The sequence below is a fragment of the Salipiger sp. D13 genome (assembly GCF_003703915.1).
GTDB classification, from domain to species: Bacteria; Pseudomonadota; Alphaproteobacteria; order Rhodobacterales; family Rhodobacteraceae; genus Salipiger; species Salipiger profundus.
In genome coordinates, this window is sequence record NZ_ML112603.1 from 1 (window position 1) to 21,069 (window position 21,069).

The 21,069-nt window shown below is 61.5% G+C and carries 21 protein-coding genes and 2 pseudogenes; 15 read left to right on the forward strand and 8 right to left on the reverse strand.

Annotated features, from left to right (window positions below; translation table 11 throughout):
* From D6860_RS26020 to D6860_RS15820, 5 genes are all read right to left on the reverse strand, one after another.
* Window positions 1–579: LysR family transcriptional regulator (locus D6860_RS26020; RefSeq protein ID WP_164845647.1), on the reverse strand; the 579-nt coding region annotated here is incomplete at its 3' end.
* 266 nt (window positions 580–845) lie between these two features.
* A complete protein-coding gene (locus D6860_RS15805) occupies window positions 846–1,337 on the reverse strand; it encodes an Hsp20/alpha crystallin family protein (RefSeq protein ID WP_028092946.1) in 492 nt (163 codons plus the stop codon).
* Between the two features lie 40 nt (window positions 1,338–1,377).
* Complete coding sequence (locus D6860_RS15810; RefSeq protein WP_076625021.1) at window positions 1,378–1,776, reverse strand: Hsp20/alpha crystallin family protein; 399 nt, start codon at window positions 1,774–1,776, stop codon at window positions 1,378–1,380.
* A 15-nt stretch (window positions 1,777–1,791) separates the two neighbouring features.
* Entirely contained in the window at window positions 1,792–2,220 is a 429-nt protein-coding gene (locus D6860_RS15815; protein WP_073033766.1) for an Hsp20/alpha crystallin family protein, read from the reverse strand.
* Between the two features lie 264 nt (window positions 2,221–2,484).
* Window positions 2,485–3,420 (reverse strand): zinc metalloprotease HtpX, encoded by a 936-nt coding sequence (locus tag D6860_RS15820; RefSeq protein ID WP_076625020.1) that lies wholly within the window; start codon window positions 3,418–3,420, stop codon window positions 2,485–2,487.
* Window positions 3,421–3,607: 187 nt separating this feature from the next.
* On the opposite strand from D6860_RS15820, the gene ftsH reads away from it, so the two are divergent.
* The 6 genes from ftsH (at window position 3,608) to D6860_RS15850 (ending at window position 13,707) form a co-directional block, all read left to right on the forward strand.
* Window positions 3,608–5,440, forward strand: coding sequence for an ATP-dependent zinc metalloprotease FtsH (ftsH, locus tag D6860_RS15825; protein WP_076625019.1), 1,833 nt, complete (start codon window positions 3,608–3,610; stop codon window positions 5,438–5,440).
* 52 nt (window positions 5,441–5,492) lie between these two features.
* On the forward strand, window positions 5,493–8,273 hold the full coding sequence (locus D6860_RS15830) for an ATP-dependent Clp protease ATP-binding subunit (RefSeq protein ID WP_076625018.1): 2,781 nt from the start codon (window positions 5,493–5,495) through the stop codon (window positions 8,271–8,273).
* A 62-nt stretch (window positions 8,274–8,335) separates the two neighbouring features.
* Window positions 8,336–8,917 carry an NADH dehydrogenase ubiquinone Fe-S protein 4 gene (locus D6860_RS15835; protein WP_179949495.1) on the forward strand — a complete coding sequence of 194 codons (582 nt, stop codon included), beginning with the start codon at window positions 8,336–8,338 and terminating at the stop codon, window positions 8,915–8,917.
* Window positions 8,917–10,062 carry a cation:proton antiporter gene (locus tag D6860_RS15840; RefSeq protein ID WP_076625016.1) on the forward strand — a complete coding sequence of 382 codons (1,146 nt, stop codon included), beginning with the start codon at window positions 8,917–8,919 and terminating at the stop codon, window positions 10,060–10,062. Before D6860_RS15835 ends, D6860_RS15840 begins: the two co-directional genes overlap by 1 nt.
* 322 nt (window positions 10,063–10,384) lie before the next feature.
* Window positions 10,385–11,485: a glycosyltransferase family 4 protein gene (locus D6860_RS15845; RefSeq protein ID WP_076625015.1), complete on the forward strand. Its 1,101-nt coding sequence runs from the start codon at window positions 10,385–10,387 to the stop codon at window positions 11,483–11,485.
* 17 nt (window positions 11,486–11,502) lie between these two features.
* Window positions 11,503–13,707 (forward strand): amylo-alpha-1,6-glucosidase, encoded by a 2,205-nt coding sequence (locus D6860_RS15850; protein WP_076625014.1) that lies wholly within the window; start codon window positions 11,503–11,505, stop codon window positions 13,705–13,707.
* Between the two features lie 42 nt (window positions 13,708–13,749).
* On the opposite strand, the gene D6860_RS15855 is transcribed toward D6860_RS15850, so the two are convergent.
* Window positions 13,750–13,974, reverse strand: coding sequence for a hypothetical protein (locus tag D6860_RS15855; protein WP_073033773.1), 225 nt, complete (start codon window positions 13,972–13,974; stop codon window positions 13,750–13,752).
* A gap of 211 nt (window positions 13,975–14,185) precedes the next feature.
* Between D6860_RS15855 and D6860_RS15860 the strand changes: the two genes are divergently transcribed.
* The 5 genes and pseudogenes from D6860_RS15860 to D6860_RS15880 all read left to right on the forward strand — a co-directional run bounded on the left by D6860_RS15860 (window position 14,186) and on the right by D6860_RS15880 (window position 17,612).
* Window positions 14,186–14,683, forward strand: a complete 498-nt coding sequence (locus D6860_RS15860; protein WP_028092955.1) for an Hsp20 family protein — start codon at window positions 14,186–14,188, stop codon at window positions 14,681–14,683.
* Window positions 14,684–14,763: 80 nt separating this feature from the next.
* The gene (locus D6860_RS15865) at window positions 14,764–15,495 is read left to right on the forward strand and encodes an NADH dehydrogenase ubiquinone Fe-S protein 4 (RefSeq protein ID WP_128549258.1); all 732 of its coding nucleotides are present in this window, start codon (window positions 14,764–14,766) and stop codon (window positions 15,493–15,495) included.
* Window positions 15,492–15,731 (forward strand): DNA-directed RNA polymerase subunit omega, encoded by a 240-nt coding sequence (gene rpoZ, locus D6860_RS15870; protein ID WP_076625013.1) that lies wholly within the window; start codon window positions 15,492–15,494, stop codon window positions 15,729–15,731. The genes D6860_RS15865 and rpoZ overlap by 4 nt, the downstream gene beginning before the upstream one ends.
* A 30-nt stretch (window positions 15,732–15,761) precedes the next feature.
* Window positions 15,762–16,124, forward strand: a complete 363-nt coding sequence (locus tag D6860_RS15875) for an SPW repeat domain-containing protein (RefSeq protein WP_076625012.1) — start codon at window positions 15,762–15,764, stop codon at window positions 16,122–16,124.
* A 556-nt stretch (window positions 16,125–16,680) separates the two neighbouring features.
* A pseudogene (locus D6860_RS15880) lies at window positions 16,681–17,612 on the forward strand (IS1595 family transposase).
* On the opposite strand, the gene D6860_RS15885 reads toward D6860_RS15880, so the two are convergent.
* Window positions 17,599–17,955, reverse strand: coding sequence for a hypothetical protein (locus D6860_RS15885; protein ID WP_076625011.1), 357 nt, complete (start codon window positions 17,953–17,955; stop codon window positions 17,599–17,601). The pseudogene D6860_RS15880 and the gene D6860_RS15885 sit on opposite strands and share 14 nt — an antisense overlap.
* A 180-nt stretch (window positions 17,956–18,135) precedes the next feature.
* On the opposite strand from D6860_RS15885, the pseudogene D6860_RS15890 reads away from it, so the two are divergent.
* Window positions 18,136–18,276, forward strand: a pseudogene (locus D6860_RS15890) (IS3 family transposase); the annotation flags it as partial.
* A gap of 153 nt (window positions 18,277–18,429) precedes the next feature.
* Here D6860_RS15890 and D6860_RS15900 read toward each other — a convergent pair.
* Window positions 18,430–18,645 (reverse strand): hypothetical protein, encoded by a 216-nt coding sequence (locus D6860_RS15900; protein WP_128549259.1) that lies wholly within the window; start codon window positions 18,643–18,645, stop codon window positions 18,430–18,432.
* A gap of 76 nt (window positions 18,646–18,721) precedes the next feature.
* On the opposite strand from D6860_RS15900, the gene D6860_RS15905 reads away from it, so the two are divergent.
* The 3 genes from D6860_RS15905 to D6860_RS26025 all read left to right on the forward strand — a co-directional run bounded on the left by D6860_RS15905 (window position 18,722) and on the right by D6860_RS26025 (window position 20,962).
* Window positions 18,722–19,063 (forward strand): Hsp20/alpha crystallin family protein, encoded by a 342-nt coding sequence (locus D6860_RS15905; protein ID WP_076625010.1) that lies wholly within the window; start codon window positions 18,722–18,724, stop codon window positions 19,061–19,063.
* Window positions 19,057–20,436: a Do family serine endopeptidase gene (locus D6860_RS15910; protein WP_076625009.1), complete on the forward strand. Its 1,380-nt coding sequence runs from the start codon at window positions 19,057–19,059 to the stop codon at window positions 20,434–20,436. Before D6860_RS15905 ends, D6860_RS15910 begins: the two co-directional genes overlap by 7 nt.
* Before the next feature lie 130 nt (window positions 20,437–20,566).
* Entirely contained in the window at window positions 20,567–20,962 is a 396-nt protein-coding gene (locus tag D6860_RS26025) for a J domain-containing protein (RefSeq protein ID WP_076625008.1), read from the forward strand.
* The last annotated feature ends 107 nt before the right edge of the window (window positions 20,963–21,069 follow it).

A 21,069-nucleotide genomic window follows, 5' to 3' on the forward strand; every position in this document is an offset into this window, starting at 1 on the left:
AAGCTCGCGCCAGTCGACTGCTGTCCGGATGGCTAACTCATGGCGTTCAGGCAGGACAACGAAAACACCTTCCGACCACATCAATGCGCTGTCGCAATCTTGCCAGGTTCGGGTTCCGGTTAGGAAAGCGACGTCGAGTTTGAGCCCGCGAATTGCAGCGACGTGTTCTTCCGGGTTTCCATCGATCAATTCGATCTGAACATGGTTGTGCTGCTCCCCGAAGGAGCGCAGCAATTCGGCCAGAAAGCCCGAGGCAATCGATGAATAAATGCCGACTCTTATACGGCCGTTTTCCGATCTGCCAAGTGCCGCCATCGCGTGCAAGCTCTCATCTAGCCCGCGAATTATCTGACGTGCGCGAGGTAGAAATTGTTGCCCGGCGCGGTTTAGGGTCACACCGCTTCGATGACGGTGGAACAAGGATGTCCCGAGGCGATCTTCGAGATCGCAGATGCATCGACTGATTGATGACTGCTGGACACCCATCGTGCTTCCAGCCTTTCGGAAACTGCCATGATCGGCTGCATTAACGAAGCACCGCAGGTGCCGAAACTCAATGTCACGTGCTCTCCTTTTCATCGTGTGTCATCCGCTCGATGCCCCCATAGGTGGGTCTCGCACTCGATCGTGCAGGGTTCTGGTGCCGTGCTTTTTACGAGATCGTTCGTCCATTTTAGCTATGTGAACTGCTAGGAAGTACTTTTGCGGAAGACCAGTCCCGGGCAACTGCCTGAAGTTCCAACCGGACCTGCATCGCTCTCTCCCGATTGGATTTAGCCGTCCAAGACTGGAGAAGTGTAGGTCGTCGTGCCGACAGCACGGTGCCGCCGGCACGCCACTTGGCATCAGGCGTTTTTCACCTCGATGCGCTTGACCTTGGCCTGCGCCTCCGGGGTCTGCGGCAGCTTGATCGTCAGCACGCCGTTCTTGAAGCTGGCATCGGCCTTCTCACCGTCGACTCCCGGCGGTAGCGGGATCGTGCGATAGATCGCGCCATAGCTGCGTTCGGAGAGATAATAGCCCTTCTTCTCCTCCTGCCGCTCGATCTTCTTCTCGCCCTTGATGGTCAGCATGTCGTCGGTCACGGTGACCTCGATGTCCTTCATTTCCATCCCGGGCAGTTCGATCGATACCTCCACGTGATCTTCGGTCTCGACCACGTCGGATTTCGCCTCGCCGCCTCCCCAGGGCCAGTCGAAATCGCCGACGCGGTTCCAGAAGCCTTCAAACACACGGTTCATGTCGCGTTGAAGGGTGGCGATGGGGTTCTGGTCATCACTTTTCGGGTCGGGCGCATGATCCTTCCGCGCCCAAGGGATCAGGTCCTTGATCTGCATGTGAGTTCTCCTTTCTTCTTTTGGGTGCGACATGTCGGGTTTACGAAGCCGTTACCGTGATCTTTTTGGGTTGGGCTTCCGCTGCGCGCGGCAGCGTCAGGGTCAACACACCGTTCGAGACCTGCGCGCCGATCTTGTCGGGGTCGAAGTCGTCGGACATGGTGAAGGCTCGCTCGAAATCGCCCTCGCCGTATTCGGCATAGGCCAATTGCAGCTTCTCGGGCTGCGTGGCATGGACCTTACCTCGGATCGTCAACACGCGCTTTTCGAGCGTGATATCCACGTCTTCGGCGGCGACGCCCGGCATCTCGAGCATCAGCGTCACCCCGTCAGTCGTTTCGACGATGTCGGTCAGCGGCCTGTAGATACGACGGCCGGTGGTGGTTTCCGGTGTCTCGGCCGCGGTCTTGTCGGCAGTATGTGTCACATCGTTGGTCATGGATCGGTCCTCCTCTTACGCAGCCTTGATCTCGATTTTCCGCGGCTTGTCCTCTTCGGGACGGCCGATCACGATGCGCAGCACACCGTTGGTCATCCGCGCCTCGACCTTGTCCTCTGCGGCCACGAACGGCAGCCGAACCGAACGAGCGAACTTGCCAAAGCCGCGTTCGTTGCGGTGCCAGCGGCCGCCTTCCGGAATTTCGGGCGCCTTGCGCTCGCCAGAGAGCGTCAGGACATTTTCCTTCACGGAAATGTCGATGTCGGCCGGGTCAACGCCAGGGAGTTCTGCCGTGATCGCGACTGCCTCGTCGCCCTGCCAGACGTTCACGGCGGGGAAAACGGGCTGGGTCACGCGGCCAGGAGAGGTCCTGTCAAAATCGCGCAGCATCGAGCGCATCAGCGCAAACGGATCGCTGCGACGTGTGTAGGTGGGATAGAGCATGTTTCGCCTCCGTCGTTTCAGTTGACGGCGTGGATTTGTCACCACGCCACTGAACGCCCGCGGAGAATGGACATGCTTCAAGGTTCGCCATTTCGGCGGCGGTCTGGTGCGTTTGCGTCTGCCATGCGTTCCTCTCAGGCGAACGTCAGGCGGTCCGCTGAATCAGCCGAACCTGTCGCGTATCCGTGAAACCCCAACTGGGCGTTCCGCTGCGGATAAAGTGTTGCTTGTTTGCAACTTCAAGGCCTCAGCGCAAAAAAGTACTCATCGATAGACGCCCCAGGGCCCGTAACGCGGCGTGGAGACGCGCACAGCCCGCGGTGCGTTCAGGGGAACGGACGGTGGGACCGGTCGGCGGGGTCCGGAAAGTGCACGCAGTCGCCGGACTCGATCGGCGGTGGGCGGGTGCGTGCGCAGGATCGAGGGTTCGGGGATGCGGCGGCCGGGCAGGAACATCTCTTCCCAGACCCGCCCGATGCGGCGTTCCAGCTTGAGGAGGGCCGAAGCGAGGCCATCGGGATCGCCGGTCAGCTCGGCGCCGCCCCTGTCGGCATCGTATTCCCGGGCCCGCGACAGCGCGAGCTGAAGAAGGGCCATGATCGTGGGTGAAAAGATCAGGACAAGTGGTACCTGCCAGGGCACATAAGCCGCGCCGGCCAGGATTAGCGGCAGGTTCAGCAGCAGGATGAGTTGCCCAACCCAGGACGCGAGCGACACCGCGCGCGACATCGCGTCGGCCAGACCCATGATCCAGAGATCGCGGTTGGCGATGTGAGCGACCTCGTGCGCCAGGACCCCGGCCAGTTCGCGCTGGTTCATCAATCGCAGAAGACCATCGCTGACGCAGACGGCGCTTTCATCCGGAGAGCCCATAGCGAAGGCGTTCGGTATCTGGCTCGGTACATAGTAGAGTTCCGGTACACGCGGCAGCCCGGCGCGGCGTGCGAGTTCGGCCAGTATCGCCATGCCCTCTGGAAATTCCCGCCCGCTGAGCCTGCGTGCGCCGTAGGCGTTCAGCAACAGGCGTTTCGGGATGCCGGGTGACAGCAGCAATCCCAGCAAGGATCCGATGACGATCGGAATCGCCAAGCCCTGTCCCGCAATCGCCGAAACGATGAACCAGGCGATAACCGCCATACCCGCCAAAAGCAGGATGGATTGAAGCAGGTTCAGGAATTGGTGGCGCGGCGTTGCAGTCATGATCGCAATAAACTTCACTTGCAGCTAACGGGAAGTGGCACACCACGGGATGTAAGAATTTTGGGCATCGTTGCCAGCTTCGATCTTCATGTCGGATCCCTCTTGAACTCGGCTCAAGCAATACCAATCTGGCCGGGTGTGATAAACCAGCAACATCTCTACGGGTTGGCGCCGAGGAGATAAGGGGATGGAAAAGAGAACCGAATTTAATATCTGGTACTGGATCGTCGCATTTTTTGCGGTGATCTTTATTCAGGATCTGATCGCCAGCTACCGCAGCACCGCGCCGATCAGCTATAGCCAATTCGAACAGTATCTAGCCGACGGCGACATCGCTTCGGTTGCGGTCGGGTCCGATACGATCACCGGTACTTTCGGAGCTCCCATCGACGGGCGCTCGGGCTTCGTCACCACGATCGTCGATCCCGCCATTCTTGAACGGCTGGACGACGCGGATGTCGAGATCACCGGCATTCCGCAAAACACCTGGATCGGGGCGCTTCTCTCCTGGGTGGTGCCGGCAGTGGTCTTCTTCGGTCTCTGGATGTTCGTCTTTCGCAAGTTCGCCGAGCGTCAGGGTTTTGGCGGCTTCCTGCAGGTCGGCAAGAGCAAGGCCAAGGTCTACATGGAGAAGGAAACCGGCGTCAGTTTTGCCGATGTGGCCGGGGTCGACGAGGCCAAGGCCGAGCTGGAGGAAGTGGTCGATTTCCTGAAGACGCCCGAGGAATACGGCAAGCTCGGCGCGCGGATCCCGAAAGGTATCCTGCTGGTCGGCCCGCCGGGTACCGGCAAGACGCTTCTGGCGCGGGCCGTGGCGGGCGAGGCGGGCGTGACCTTCTTCTCGATCTCCGGCTCTGAATTCGTCGAGATGTTCGTGGGCGTCGGCGCCGCAAGGGTGCGCGATCTGTTCGAGCAGGCCCGCAAGAACGCACCCGCGATCATCTTCATTGACGAGCTCGACGCGCTTGGTCGCGCCCGCGCCTCCGGTCAGATGGCCGGCGGGCATGACGAGCGTGAGCAGACGCTGAACCAGCTTCTCACTGAGCTGGACGGGTTCGACCCGTCGTCGGGGATCGTGCTGCTGGCGGCCACCAACCGGCCGGAAATCCTGGACCCGGCGCTGCTCAGGGCCGGGCGCTTCGACCGGCAGGTGCTGGTGGACAAGCCCGACAAGAAGGGCCGCATCCAGATCCTCGGGGTACACATGAAGAAGGTGACGCTAGCACCGGATGTGGATGCCGAGAAGGTCGCCGCGCTGACCCCGGGCTTTTCCGGAGCGGACCTGGCAAATCTGGTCAATGAGGCGGCGCTATTGGCAACCCGCCGAAAGGCCGATGCGGTGACCATGGAAGACTTCAACAACGCGGTAGAGCGTATCGTCGCCGGGCTGGAAAAGCGCAATCGTGTTCTGAACGCGCGCGAGCGGGAAATCGTGGCGCATCACGAAATGGGGCACGCGCTGGTCGCGATGGCGCTGCCGGCGGTCGATCCGGTGCACAAGGTCTCGATCATCCCGCGCGGGATCGGTGCGCTCGGCTATACGATCCAGCGCCCGACCGAAGACCGCTTCCTGATGACCCGCGAGGAACTGGAGAACAAGATCGCCGTTCTTCTGGGCGGGCGTGCGGCCGAGAAGGTCATATACGATCACCTTTCGACCGGTGCCGCCGACGACCTGGTGAAGGCAACCGACATCGCCAGGGGCATGGTCGCGCGCTACGGCATGGACCCCGATCTGGGCCATGTCAGCTATGACACCGAGCGGCCCGGCTTCCTTGGCACGGGGGATCAATCCGCCTGGCTCAACCGCCGCCACAGCGAGGCAACGGCCGAGCGGATGGATACCGCTGTCAAGGCGATCATCGACGACATCTTCGCACGTACGGTCGCGCTTCTCGACGCGAACCGGGCGCTGCTGGAGGAAACGTCCCGCGATCTGCTCGACCGCGAGACGCTGGACGAGCCCGACCTTCGGGCCATCGCAGAAAAGGTCCGCACTCAGGAGGTCGAGGCGGCCTGAATATAGAGACCCAGTCCGGACGTTCCGGCTGGGAGCATGACGGAGGTGAAAAATGGCAAACGGCATCTGTGATATCTGCAAATCCCGACCTGCCAGCTTTCGTGCGCAGGTCTCTGTCAACGGTGAACGCAAGGTGATGGAGCTTTGCGACGAGGACTACCGCAGGATCGCCCGACGGCAGGGGCGTAGCGCATCGCCACTGGAATCGCTTTTCGGAGGGCGCTCGCTCTTCGATGAATTCTTTGGCGATGCCGGTGGCCTTTTCGATCGGTTTGGCGAAGATCAGGGGCAACCCGTCCCGATCCGACAGGCGGGGCGCACCGCGCGGCGCGGCGGCATCAATATCGCTGACCGCCTGAGCGAACAGGCCAACCGGCTTTTGCAGGAGGCGGGCCAGAAGGCGCATGAATTCGGCCGGACCGAGGTTGATACGGAACACCTTCTGCTGGCGCTGACCGGCTCGGATGTTGTCCGCACGGTGCTGGGGCAGGTCAAGATCGACGCCGACGATCTGCGCCGCCAGATCGAGAGCGAAGCGAAGAAGGGCGACGCAACGGGGGAGGACCGTGAGATCGGCGTCAGCCCGCGGGTGAAGGATGCGCTGAACCGCGCCTTCATTGCCTCGAACGAGCTGGGCCATTCCTATGTCGGCCCCGAACACCTTCTGATCGGTCTCGCCGAAGAGGGGGAGGGCGTGGCGTCGAGCATCTTGAACCGGCTGGGCCTGACGCCGCAGGCGCTACGCCAGCAGGTGACGAAGGTCGTCGGTCAGGGGGCCGAGGAAGGCCGTGTCGAAACCCCGTCGAGCACGCCTGATCTGGATGAATATAGCCGCGATTTGACCAAGCTGGCGCGCGAGGGCAGGCTCGACCCGGTGATCGGCCGGGCGCGTGAAATCGAAACGACGATCGAGGTTCTGGCGCGGCGCAAGAAGAACAACCCGGTGCTGATCGGCGAACCGGGTGTCGGCAAGACCGCGATCATCGAGGGGCTGGCGCAGCGCATCGTCGCGGGCGAGGTGCCCGAGGCGCTGCGCGACAAACGGCTGGTCGAACTCAACATCAACTCGATGGTGGCCGGATCGAAATATCGCGGTGAGTTCGAGGAGCGGGTCCAGAAGATCCTCAAGGAGATCGAGGCCAACAAGGCCGACATGATCCTGTTCATCGACGAGATCCACACCATCGTCGGAGCCGGACAGGGCGGCGGCGAAGGCGGGCTCGACATCGCCAATACGTTCAAGCCGGCGCTGGCCCGCGGCGAGCTGAACCTGATCGGCGCGACCACCCTGAACGAGTACCAGAAATACATCGAGAAGGACGCCGCGCTGGAGCGCCGCTTCCAGCCGGTCTATGTCGATGAGCCGACGGTGGCGCAGACGATCATGATCCTGCGGGGCCTGCGCGACACGCTGGAAAGCCACCACAAGGTGACGATCACCGACGAGGCCATCGTCGCGGCGGCCGAGCTTTCCGACCGCTACGTCACCGGCCGCTTCATGCCCGATAAGGCCATCGACCTGATCGACCAGGCTGCCGCGCGCGTGAAGATCAGCGCTACCGCGCGTCCCGTCGATGTCCAGGAGCTCGAGGCTGAGGTCGCCCAGATCCGGCGCGAGCAGGACTACGCCGCGGGGAGGAAGCAGTTCGACCGTGCTGCTGAACTCAAGAAAGAGCTTGAAACGAAACAGGTCGAGCTTGACGAGTTGATGGAAACCTGGAAGCGCGACCGGGCCTCTGCGACGGCTGAAGTGCGCGCCGATCACGTGGCGCAGATCGTCTCGAAACTGACCGGCGTGCCGGTGAGCGAACTGACGACAGAAGAGCGCGAAAAGCTGCTGAAACTCGAGGACAAGTTGCATGAGCGGGTAATCGGCCAGGAAGAGGCCATCCATGCCGTTGCCGACGCCGTGCGACTGGCGCGCGCCGGGCTGCGCGAGGGCTCCGGCCCGACCGCGACCTTCCTGTTCCTCGGCCCGACCGGCGTTGGCAAGACCGAGCTGGCCAAGACTCTGGCGGAGACGATCTTCGGTGATCAGGATGCGATGATCCGCATCGACATGTCCGAATATGGCGAACGTCACGCGGTCGCGCGGCTGGTTGGCGCCCCGCCGGGCTATGTCGGTTACGACGAGGGCGGCCAGTTGACGGAACGGGTCCGGCGCCGGCCCTATTCTGTCGTGCTGCTCGACGAGATCGAGAAGGCGCATGCGGATGTCTATAACATCCTGCTGCAGGTCTTCGACGATGGCCGCCTGACCGATGGCAAGGGCCGCGTGGTGGATTTCACCAACACTATCATCATCGCCACGTCGAACCTCGGTTCCGACATCATCCAGCGCAACCTTCGCAAGCGCGGAACCAAGGAGTTCGACGAGGCCGGGCAGAAGGCCGAACTGATGGACGTTCTGCGCGTTCATTTCCGGCCCGAGTTCATCAACCGGATCGACGAAATCATCGTCTTCCATTCTCTGAACCAGTCGGAAATCCGGCAGATCGTCGAGCTGCAGCTGGCCCGCGTCGCCCGCACGGCGATGACCCAGGGCGTCGAGCTCGACTATGACGGAAGCGTTGCGGAGCATTTCGGAGCGGTGGGTTTCCGGCCAGAGTTCGGCGCCCGCGAGTTGCGACGGCTAATCCGGTCGGAGCTGGAGACCGAGCTCGCCCGCGAGATGCTTTCGGGCCGGATCGAGGACGGGGACAAGGTGCGCGTCGCCTGGACCGCGGATGATCAGAAGATCACGTTCCAAAAGCTGGAGAGCGCAGGAGAAACCGAGGCCCTCGGCGAGCCGGGCAATAGCGATAGCGAAGAGACCGAGCCTGCCGCCGAATGACGGCCCGTGCACCGGCGACGGTAACGCCGCCGGTGCCGCAATCCGAAGAGAGGTAAATCATGATGAAAGGACATAACCGCCCCCCATTTCGGCCGAAGATCCCCGGAACTGACCTGACATCTCCAGACGTGCCGACAGCGTTGATCTACAGGCCAGCTCGCTCGTCCCACACCTCCGCTCCAATCAGGCGGCAGCATTGGATACTCGAGTTTGAGCCGGCCCGGGCGCCGGTCATCGAGCCTCTTATGGGCTGGACTGCAACCGAAGATCCCTATCGTCCGATCCGCCTGACATTCCCTGATCTCGACAGCGCCATCGCCTTCGCGGAACGAAACGACTGGCAGTATATCGTGCGCCACGAGCCGGACAAACGTCGATCCGTGCCACCGCGCCGCTTCTGGTGGGAAACCGTGCCAACCAGCAAGGGAGCCGATGCTCCTGGCGCCCATCGCATCGAGACAGGCCACCGACCGAGTTCCGGGCACCGGCTTCACCGAGGCATCGACGCGGCCAGCGTTCGTGATCTCTCAGCGGAACTCGCGACGGCTGCAGACCCGGTCAGTGAAGCGAGTGCTGAGTCCTTCCCCGCGTCCGACCCACCGGCGTGGATCGGGGCGACTGTCTATGGAAGCGGGCGACGTTGATGCACGCCGACCAGGGGCTGTTGGAGGCCGCCGCGTTGCTCGCCATGATGGCTTTTTGCCATGTCGCAATCTGCGCACGGCTTGGCATCCCCGCACTGGTCGGTTTCCTGCTGTCCGGCATTGTGATCGGGCCGTCGGGTCTGGGGCTCATCGCGGAGGGTGCAACACTGACGCTTATCGGTGAGGTCGGGGTGATCCTGCTTCTCTTTGCGCTTGGTCTGGAATTCTCCCTCGACAAGCTCGTGTCGCTCCGGCGACTGATCTTCGGGCTCGGTCTGGCACAGGTGCTCGTAGTCGGAGGGTTAGTCACCGTAGGGCTCCTCGTCTTTACCGAGATCGCGCCGGCGGCGGCGGTTCTGATCGCTGGCGCGGTCGCGATGTCGTCGACCGCGCTTTGCCTCAAGGTCCTGGCGGGCGGCGATGCGCTCGGAACGCCTCAGGGACGGGTCGCGATCGCTGTTCTGCTGTTTCAGGATCTGGCGGCCGTCGGCTTTCTGGCGTTTCACGATGTCATCGCCGCAGCCGGAGCCGTGGGAAGCGCGCACGACGTCCTGAAGATGGTTGGGGGCATGGGCGTGCTCGTCGGGGCGCTCTTCATCGCCCGGTCAATGCTTCAGCGGCTTGCCGGATGGGTCGCAACCCAGGGCGAGGCTGAACTCGCACAGCTTCTAGCCCTGACCGTAGCCTTGCTCGCGGCCATTATTGCGCAGGGTGCGGGTCTTTCGCCGGCGCTCGGTGCATTCACTGCCGGCATGATGATCGCCGAGTGCGACGCTCGCCAATTTGTCGAACGGGAAATCAGGCCGTTCCGGGATTTGTTCGTCGGGGCGTTCTTCATCGGTATCGGAACTCAACTCCATATAGGTGCGGTTTGGTCGACATGGCCAACGGTGTTGGCATGGCTTTTTGTGCTCATGGTGGTGAAACTCGCGCTTGTTGTTGCCCTGACCCGCATGTTCGGAGAACAGCTCGAGACTGCGCTTCGCGCGGGCGCCATCCTGGCCCATGGCGGCGAATTCAGCTTGATGCTCATCTCTGTCACGACTGCCTCCGGCCTGTTGCAAGCCAAGGTCGCCGAGCCTCTGTTCCTCGCGTTGGGGCTGAGTATGCTGATTGGAGCGGTTGTGGTTCGTCGCGCAGCGTAAATGCGACCGACGCACACTCAGCAGTTGCCTGCTTCGCATAATATTTTCGGGCATCGTAGGGGTTGAAACTCCAAAGCCGATTTCTAACTGAACTTTTTGCAGGGGTTCCCTGCTATCTGACATCGCTGTTTTGCGCAGGAGGTTTTGCCGGGCAAGGCCATCTCGCGTTCCGGCACGATGGTCCGGCGGATGGCAGTGATCTTGTATCACGACTGTCCGAATTCGAGATGCCACATCCGGCGGTCATGCCCAGGCGGGGTGATCGTAGACGACCTTCTCGCGTCCATTGTTGAGGCTTCGCTCAGAAGAGGAGGTTTTGCCGATGAAGATCGCACAGATCGCACCGCTGGAAGAAAGTTGCCCGCCGCGTCTCTATGGGGGAACAGAAAGGATCGTCTCCTATCTCACCGAGGAACTGGTCAGGCAGGGCCATGAAGTCACGCTGTTCGCCAGCGGCGACAGCCGGACCAAGGCCCACCTGGTCCCGTGCAGCAAGGAAGCGCTCCGGCTCGATCCGAACGTGAAGAACTCGCTGCCGTGGCATGTCGCCATGCTGGAGGAAGTCCGCTTGCGGGCCGATGAATTCGACGTGCTGCATTTTCACATCGACTTCCTGCATTATCCCATGGCGCGCGCATTCGCCGATCGCATGGTGACGACCATGCACGGCCGGCTCGACGGGCCTGATCTTCGTCCCTTCTATGCGACCTTCCCGAACTATCCGCTCGTTTCGATCTCGGACGACCAGCGCCGTCCGCTGCCCTTCGTGAACTGGGCAGGGACCGTCTATCACGGACTTCCCAAGACTCTGCTGCCCTTCACCGAACGCCCGAACGGCGACTATCTTGCTTTTCTCGGACGGATTTCGCCGGAGAAACGGCCGGACCGCGCCATCGAGATAGCGGTGCGAGCGGGGATGCCATTGAAAATTGCTGCTAAGATCGGCGAGGCGGATCGCAAGTATTGGGACGAGATCATAGCACCGATGGTCGATGCCCATGACAATGTCGAGTTCATTGGGGAAATTAACGAAGAACAAAAAGCCGAGTTTCTCGGGAACGCGCGGGCGCTGTTGTTCCCTGTCGACTGGCCTGAACCTTTCGGTCTCGTGATGATCGAAGCTATGGCTTGCGGCACGCCGGTGATCGCATGGGCGAATGGCTCCGTGCCGGAGATCGTAGAGCCTGGGCTGACTGGCTATGTAGTGAGTTCTCTGGAAGATGCCGTCGCAGCTGTGGGGAAACTGAACCGAATCAGCAGACGAATCGTGCGCGAGACGTTCGAAGAACGCTTCACTGCGGACCGCATGGCGCGCGACTATGTCGAAATCTATCGTGGGTTGCCGGGCGTCGACGCTGTTACGATGCCGCTCCCGCATATGCTCGGGGGCCAAGGGGCTCAGGTCCTGCATGCAGCGGAATGAGAGCGAAGGAGAATAAGATGACCGAGGCGCTGCAACAAACGGGCTTACGTGCGTCGCAACTGGTCGCGCCGCCGGCGCAATTCTTCATCCCGGCGGCAGCCTCCTTGCAGGAACGGCGGCCACGAACCCTGAAGCACGGCGATACCTTCGCCGTGTTCGATCACAATGGCGATGTGCTCTCGGGGCCGGGCAGCCCCGAGGGCCTGTTCCATCGCGACACCAGGTATCTCTCGCATTACTATCTGACCATCGGGGGAGAGCGGCCCATGCTGCTCTCGTCCACATTGCGCGACGATAACGCCACGCTGACCTGCGATCTGACGAATCCCGATCTTAATGACGAAACCGGTCGCTGTCTGATTGCGCATGATCGCATCCACATGCGCCGGACGCGGTTTCTCTGGCAAGGCACCTGTTATGAGCGGCTGGCGGTACGCAATTTTGACGAGGTCGCACATGAAGTTACCTTGGAAATCGCCTTTGAGGCCGATTTTGCGGATATTTTTGAGGTCCGTGGCCGGGTACGGGCCCGCCGGGGAACGTCGCTCTTGCCGGAGGTGGATGGCTCGCACGTACTCTTGTCGTACCGGGGGCTCGACCACAATCCACGTAGCACCGCTCTGCGTTTCGATCCTGCGCCTGCGCAGCTTGAGCCGGGGAAAGCCGTCTATCGTCTGAGCCTCGCCCCCAGCGAAACGCGTTCGCTCTTTATCGAGATCGGCTGCGACGCGAATGGGGCCGAGGATCCTCCGTCGCGCCTGTTTTTCCGCTCCTTGCGGGACGCGCGCCGCGCACTCAGACGTTCCTCTTCCCGCGCAGCCACGGTGCAAAGCTCCAACGAGATTTTCAATGAGACCATGCGCCGTTCGGTCTCGGACCTCTACATGCTCATGACCGATACGGAGGAGGGGCCCTATCCCTATGCGGGCGTGCCCTGGTTCAGCACCGTGTTCGGTCGCGATGCTCTGATCACCGCCCGGGAAATGCTCTGGCTCGACCCGGCGGTCGCGCGGGGCGTTTTGCTGCATCTTGCTGCCAACCAGGCGACGGAATTCGATCCGCATACTGATGCCGAGCCAGGCAAGATCCTTCATGAAGTGCGTTATGGCGAAATGGCGGAAACCGGCGAAGTTCCGTTCCGGCGCTATTACGGCAGCGTGGATTCGACACCGCTGTTCGTGATGCTCGCCGGGGCGTATTTCGAGCGCACCGGCAATCGGGAGGTGCTGGAAACACTCTGGCCGCATGTCCGTGCGGCGCTCGATTGGATCGAGACCTATGGCGATCGGGACGGCGACGGTTTCGTGGAATACGGGAGGCGCAGCGACAAGGGGCTCGCCAACCAGGGGTGGAAGGACAGTCATGACGCGGTGTTTCACGCCGATGGGACGCTGGCCAAGGGGCCGATCGCGCTTTGCGAAGTGCAGGGCTACGTCTATGCCGCCCGGCTGGCCGCGGCCGAGATCGCACGGGAACTCGGTCATGACGGGATCGCGCAAGAGCAGGCGCGTAAGGCCTCGGAACTCAAGTCCCGTTTCGACGCGGCGTTCTGGGACGATGAGCTTGGGACCTATGTGCTCGCCCTCGATGGTGACAAACGGCCCTGCCGAGTACGCAGTTCGAACGCGGGCCATCTGCTCTGGACGGGAATCGTCCCGGAAGAGCGCGCCGTAACGGTCATTCATACCCTGATGGGGCCGACGTCTTTCTGCGGATGGGGAGTGCGGACCATTGCCGCGGGTCAGGCACGGTACAATCCGATGAGCTATCACAACGGCTCGGTCTGGCCCCATGACAATGCGCTGATCGGGGCGGGGCTGGCGCGCTACGGGTTCCGTGAACAGGCCGCGCGTATATTCGAGGGCATCTTCTCCGCCGCCACCTATATCGATCTGAGACGGTTGCCGGAGCTGTTCTGCGGTTTTCCGCGCCGCGAGACGCAAGGGCCGACCTTCTACCCGGTGGCCTGTACGCCGCAGGCCTGGGCGGCGGGAGCGCCGTTGTTGCTGCTTCAAGCCTGTCTCGGGCTACGCTTCGATGCTGAGGCGCGTCAGGTGATCTTCGAGCAACCGATCCTTCCGGAGTTTCTGGGAGAGGTCGTCCTGCGCAATCTGCGCCTTGATGGTGGATCCGTCGATGTGGCTCTACGCAGGTCGGGCACCCACGTGGTTGCCGATGTTCTGCGTCGCGACGGACCGGTTCGGGTGATCGTGACCACCTGAAGGGACGGGCTGGCGCCATCTTCTGCGCCAGCCCAATTTCTGTTACAGCAGATCGTCTTCTTCCTGATCGGCTTCGAGCAATTCTACCAACCGGGCGACCCGGCCCGATGGGAAGGGGCTATGGGCATCGACCTGCGCTTCATCCGCCTCGACCCAGGCCTTGGCACGGGCAAGCTCGGAGGCGTCAGCGCCGGTGCGCAGAATATCAGACAGAAGTGTAGGATCCGTGCCGGGACCCAAGATGCTCTTCACGTCGTTCTCGGTCATGATCTCCTCCTTTCGAATGCTACAAGGAAGTGCGTGAAATATAGGATTTCTGTTCGCAGAAAAAAGTTTTGAGCACCCTCTTGAAACCGTAAGGTGCTGTTCCAAATCAATTTATGCTGATCGCCCAGATGGGGATCGGTGACAAGGCGGGACGCCGTTCCTGCGGTGCTTCCGACGTCTGTACCCATGTTGCTCAAAGGAGGATATGGCTATGGCAACGAGACTTGATTTTGCACCTCTGTTCCGTTCGAGTATCGGTTTCGACCGTATGCTCGACGCACTTGAGGCTGCCCGTCGGGTGGAAACGCTCGACAACTGGCCGCCCTACGACATCGTCAAGACCGGCGAGGACGACTATCGCATCGACATGGCGGTGGCGGGCTTTGCCGAAGACGATCTGACCCTGACCCAGGACAAGAACATGCTGATCGTGTCGGGCCACAAGGAGACTCCCGATGGTGACGACGGTGCCAGCTATCTCTATCGCGGCATCGCCGGTCGGTCGTTTGAACGTCGGTTCGAACTGGCTGATCACGTCCGGGTCGAAGAGGCCACCTTGTCGAACGGCCTGCTGACTGTCCAGCTGAAGCGCGAGGTCCCCGAGGAACTCAAGCCGCGTCGGATCGAGATCGCGTCTCCTGAGGCGACCGAAGGTCTCGAGACCAGGCAGCTCGAGACGGCTCGTGAGCCGGAACCTGTCGCGGCCTGAAGCACCTCGGGCCCAGGATGGAATGCTCCGGCCGCTTTCTTGGCGGTCGGACGCCGTTCCCGAAATCTGGAGGGTAAGTAGTGAACTTGATCAGTGGAGATTTCACAGCACAATCACATGCCTCACCCATTCCGAGCCTGGCCGGTTCGCGACCCGACTGGGACTCTTCTCTGCCAGACGATGCGGTCGCCCGGATCTGGAAGCCGTCGAAATCGGCGATGACCTCGGGGCGCGCGGGCACGCAGGGCTGGAAGATGAGCTTTCCGCGCCGGACCGGTCCTTGGCTCGAGCCTTTGATGGGCTGGACGGGTGGGGACGACACGATCCAGCAGATAGACCTGAGCTTTCCGACGCTGGAAGCTGCTATTCGCCATGCAAAGCGTCTGGGGGTGGCTTACGAGGTGCATCTGCCGGCAGGCGAAGCCGCGCGCGGTGCCGCCCGGGCACGGGACAGGCAGTCCGGGCTGTGGTCCGATGCCACGCTTTCTCGGCTCGGCCTGTCGGAGATGCGGCAAACCTATCGCGACGCGATGGCCGGCGCCAAACGGCGGGGCGATCCGAAAGGCGGCGATGATGGGCGTCCTCCCATTGAGGTTGCTTCGGACGCCAGCCTGTCGTTGGAGGCTCGCCGTTCTATCCTGATGAACTGGGCCTACACAGAGTATCTTCAGGATGTCGCCAGCACCGAAGGCATGCCGGAAAACCAACGTGAATCGCAGCTTGCCGAGGTTGAACGAGCGCTGTTGGCGCTTGAAGCGGCGGTGGCCGCCGACGGCATGTATACGTCCGTTGAGAAAGGGAGGGCGGCATGAATCCCTTCGTTGCAATTGATGCCCAGCAGGCGGTGCCCGATCGTTTCGCTCTGGTCCTCGCCGCGAGCGCCCGCAGCCGGGCGCTGAAGGCCGGGGCGGAACCGCGGGTCGAACCTCAACGGCAAGCTACCGAAGAGGTTGCCTTGGAAGAAATCGCGACCGGCGCGATTTCGCAGGAGGAATTACGTCCTTTCTTGCCTGCGCCGGCGTGCAGGCGACTGGCTCGGCCGCATTGAAACCTTGGTTGACAGAAAGGAGGTCACACCATGAACAAGACTTGGACCACGAACTATGACAAGCTTGGCGACGGCATCAGCCTTCTCGCGGGCCTCGCCCTCGCTGGGTTGCCCTTCGTCGTCACGTTGACCGATATTGCCTTCTGGAGCGCCCTACTGACGGGCGGACTGATCGTAGTGCTTTCCGCGATTGCACTTTGGCGACCGCATGAAGGGCTTGACTGGGCGCGAGTGGTAACAGGTATTTGGGCGGCCATTAGTCCATGGGTGCTTATTGACGGTTTCACCTTAGCAGTCTCGCTCGCCCACCTGGCGCTCGGCCTGATCGCACTTGCATTCCCAGCTTGGCGCCGATGGAAGGACGACGGTGGAAGTTCAGCGCTGACCGCCTAGTAAGATTGCCGGCCCCGAGACTGGGCCGGCAATATCTTGAATCTGCCACAGACAAAGTCTCAGGAACTTTCTGAAAAGGTGATGAAATTCGCTGCCATTAGCGTTTATTCAAGTTTCTGATAATCTACAAATAACCCGCGATAGTGTGCAGCGATACCGCTGGTGAAACAGCGCGACATTGCAGGTGGTGATTTTGGGGGAAGCGGAAGCCGGGCGTAGCTCGGGTGTATTTTCCCCCAAAATCTCGCGCGGGTTTACCCCGTGCGGTTGGCGGCGACGGCGGTCAGGGTGGTCCGGTCTTCGACGACCAAGAAGAGGATCGGATGCCCGGCCGTTTCATCACCGACCGACAACGCGAGGAGTATATGACCCTTCGTCAGCATCACACGCAAAAGATTGCGGCTGCCAAAGCCGCAGCAGCACGCCTACATCGAGCGCTACAACCGCACGGTCCGGCATGAATGGCTGCGGTCTTAGGTAGCAGATGCACCAAAACGCTTGCCGCAGTCGGCGCATGAGAACATAATGTGAACAAGCGCTATGTGGCGAGGCGATCATGGCTCAGCATTTCCTGCTCTCGGCGGCTGCACGGACTCTCTCGCTGAAGGCGATCTAATCCGAAGGTGAAGAGGCTGCATATCGACGGTTCTGCCGCCTGCGTTGGCCGGAGACGAAGGGCGCACCCGTGTGCCCGGTCTGCGGATGCCTCGACATCTATGACCTGAAGACCCGCCGACGCTTCAAATGCGCGGCATGCCACCGCCAGTTCAGCGTGACGTCCGGCACCATCTTCGCCTCGCGCAAACTGGCGTTCGTCGACCTGCTCGGCGCGATATGCCTGTTCGTGAACGCCTCGAAGGGCCTGTCAGCGGTGCAGCTCTCGCGGGATCTGGATGTGCAGCACAAGACAGCGTTTGTGCTCATGCACAAGCTTCGCGAGGCCATGACAGCGGAGACGCGGGAGACCTGTCTCGAAGGCGAGGTCGAAGTCGATGGGGCAGTGTTCGGAGGCCACGTCCGACCAGCCAACCTGCGCGAGCAGCGGATCGACCGGCGGCGTCTGGCCAATCGCTGCGGCAAGCGCCGCGTGGTGGTCGTCTTGCGCCAACGCGGCGGCCGGACACTGAGGCGGACCTTCCTTCGGGAGCCCGAGGGCGTGGACTTCGCCCGAGAGAGGATCGCGCCCGGAAGCGTCGTCTCCGCCGACGAGGTTGCCCACTGGGACCTGCTCGATCCCGACTTTGACATGCGCCGGATCAACCATTCCGAGGCCTACAGCCGCGATGGCGCGCACACCAATCTGGCCTAGAGCTTCTTCTCGCGGCTCAGGCGCATGATTGGCGGCCAACATCTCCAGGTCGAGGGACGTTATCTCGATGCCTATGCCGCCCACGCCGCCTGGCTTGAGGACCACCGGTCGAAAGCAACGGAACCCTGGCGGATCGCCTGATCAGAGGAGCGCTGGCCGCGCCGGTCAGTCGAGCCTGAAAGGGCTACTGGCAACGACGCGCAGCGTGACAGCGTCGCCAGCTGCCCAGACGCACAAGCCTTGTCGCTTCTCCACCATGCGCACAAGCTTGCGGCGCTTGGCATGGCGCAGCGCCTGGACAACCTTGAACACCACGGAGTTCCGCAGCGCCGTGTCCGTGATCTCGAGATCGCGCTCGATCATCACCCGTTCGGCCAGCTCCCGCGTCGTCATTTCCACGCCATCGCCGAGGTGATGCACGCAGATCTCGGCGATCTCGCCCTTCTTGAAGAACCCGTGGCTCACGATGTAGCGCGCTCGCTGGCGCTCTGGGGCCGCGAACAGCTCAATGGTCGCGTTCACATGGGCGAGGTCGTGCTTGGCATGCGCTATCTGCGCCTCATACGCCTTGATTTGCCCAAGGATCTCCGCGCGCTTCTACTTCAGTGTCTGGACGATCAGGGGGTCACTCATGTCCCCGATTGCACTCTACGCCGCCGTTCCGGTCCATCCGGCAACTTGGTGCATCTGCTACCTAAGACCGAATTGCTGGACCTCCATATCTTCGAAACCATCGACGAGGTGCAGCAGATTGCCACCGAATGGCTCTGGTCCTACAACAATGATCGCCCGAACATTGGCAACGGCGGGATGACACCTGCCCAGAAACTGAGAATGGCCGCGCAAATTCTACGACCCAGCCCCCGTGAAAATGGGGGATTACCCATCGATTTCAGCAGCAGGTCGTTATTCGCCGCGCGCTACGACCGGTGCCCCAAGGTCTTCCTATCGGCCATCGCTCTAGCAGCTACGGTCATCTACTGGCTATGAGTCCTGCTAGATGGGTTTCACGTCGATAAAAAAATGTACAAATGCATTCTTGAAAAACAGGGTTGACCTCTCATCATCAGCAGTGAGACGCCCAGATGGGGTTTCAAGGATACGCATAAAGGTTCGGCTCTGACAGCAGGCCACCGTCCACTCCGCATTTTGGGAGCGGAACGGAAACCCGAATGACATCGAACGCCGCTTGATCGGCGAACCTTTAGACATGTCCGACCTCCTCGGGCGCCTCAAATACATGCTAAGTTTGTCGCACGTTTGAATTGGCGAAATGTGGAGGCGAGAAATGTACTACCCCACCTACACACGTCGCAGCGATCCCTTTGGGATGATGCGTTCTATGCTGCGCGACGTGAACCGGTTTATCCCGACGAACTCTGATCAATCCGTCTTTCCAGGGGTGAATGTCTGTCAAGGCGACGATGCCGTTGCTGTAACGGCGGCACTCCCAGGTATCGACCCGTCCGACATCGATATTTCGGTCAAGGACAACGTTCTAACGATCTCGGGCGAGCGCGAGGGGCCGGAGGTGCCGGACACCGCGCGCTGGCATCGCAATGAACGCCGTTTTGGGAAATTCACCTGCGGGATCCGGCTGCCCTGTTGCAAAGGAGATGAACCATGCTGAGCCGTCTGACTTTTCTTTTCGTCCTTTCGATTTGTGTTGTCGCGCGGCCGGCGGTTGCGCAAATCGCAGCGGTTGAGCCTGATGAACGCGGCATCCCGACCATCGCGCCGCTGATAGACGCCGTGGACGACGCCGTCGTCAACATCGCGGTTGTCTCTGAGCGACCCGCCCAGATGACGCCGCTTTTTCGCGATCCGTACTTCCAGCCCTTCCTGCCGCCGCTCGAGCAACTGCCACCGCAGCGGCAAATGAGCGCCGGCTCCGGCGTGATCGTCGATGCAGGTGAGGGATACATCCTGACGAACAACCACGTCGTCGAAAACGGAGATGAGATCCGCGTCACACTGCGCGATAACCGGACCATCGAAGCCGAGTTGATCGGCCGTGATCCGGCCACAGATATCGCTGTATTAAGGATCGACGCGAATAACTTGACAGAAGTCCCACTCGGCGATTCCGAAACCCTTCTCGTGGGGGATTTCGTTGTGGCGATCGGTAATCCTTTCGGTCTTGGCCAGACCGTGACAAGCGGCATCGTCTCTGCGCTTGGACGGTCGGGGATCAATCCCGAAGGCTATGAAGACTTCATCCAGACCGACGCCTCGATCAACCCGGGAAACTCCGGCGGAGCGCTGATCACCCTCGATGGAAATCTCGTTGGTATCAACACGGCCATTATCGCGCCTAATGGCGGAGGCAATGTCGGGATCGGCTTTGCAGTGCCCATCAATATGGCACTGGCCGTCATGGATCAGCTGGTCGAGTTCGGCGAAGTCCAGCGCGGTCGGCTTGGCGTGATGATCCAAGACCTAACGCCTGATCTGGCTGAAGCGCTTGGTGCCGACGCCGAGGCAGGCGCCATCGTTAGCTCGGTCGAGCCGGGGACACCTGCGGACGACGCAGGTCTTATCCCCGGAGACGTCATCGTCGCGGTTGACGGCGAGGGTGTCGACGGATCCGCTGATTTGCGCCAGAGGATCGGCTTGCACCGACCCGGCGATGAGGTCGAAATCACCTATGTTCGAGATGGCGACCGCCTGGTGACGCAGGTGGCACTCGCAGATGGTGGAGGCCCCCGCTTGGCAGAGCGCGATCGTGGCACGTCTGATGCGTTGGCGGGAGTTCACCTCGCGCCGCTCGATCGTCACCATCCGGCCTGGGGCGACGCAGACGGCGTTGTCGTCTCGGAGATTGCGCCGGGAAGCCGTGCCGCGCAGGCCGGTCTGGAAGCAGGGGACGTCATCACGGCGGTCAATCGTCAAACGGTTGGGTCTATTCGCGACATCGACCGCGTACTCGCGGACGCGCCAAACGCGGTGGCGCTGACCGTCTGGCGTGATGGTCGGACCCTGTTGATTGTGCTCAGATCATGACCCGTCGATCTGGATTTCCTTGGCGCGCCCGGGTCGCTGAACTTGGCTCTCTGGCGATGCCACAGGCCTTTTGGCAATCACCCGCCTAGCTTGTGTTGCGACATGGCCAGGTGATTGAAAGCGAAACAAAATGAGTATCGACCCATACATAGTCCTAGGTGTGCCAAAGAGCGCACCCCAGGCCGAGATCAAGAAGGCTTATCGTAAACTCGCGAAGGAGTTGCATCCCGATGACGCTGTGAAGCAGGAGCGCTTCATGGCCGTCTCGGCGGCTTACGATCTGCTTGGCAATCGCGACAAGCGCCGTCGCTTCGATGTAGGAGAGATTGACGCCAGCGGCCAGGAACGCCCTGCACGTCAGTACTACCATCACTATGCCGGACAGGATGCTGGCCGCCGCTACGACCCCGGCCCCGGCTTCGGCGACCGTACCGGCGGTCCACGCCAGGGTGGGTTCAACCGAGTGGTCCATGCACGCGGTGATGCAACTCGGCAGCGATCGTTCGCGTTGCCTCTCGAAGCTTGAGAAGTAAACTTGTAAACGGGGTTTCCGGTCGATCCGCGAGCGCGCCCAATAATTCTTTAATTGACGGCAGTTGGCCCTCTCGGAGTGACGAGGCTCTCCAAACTATG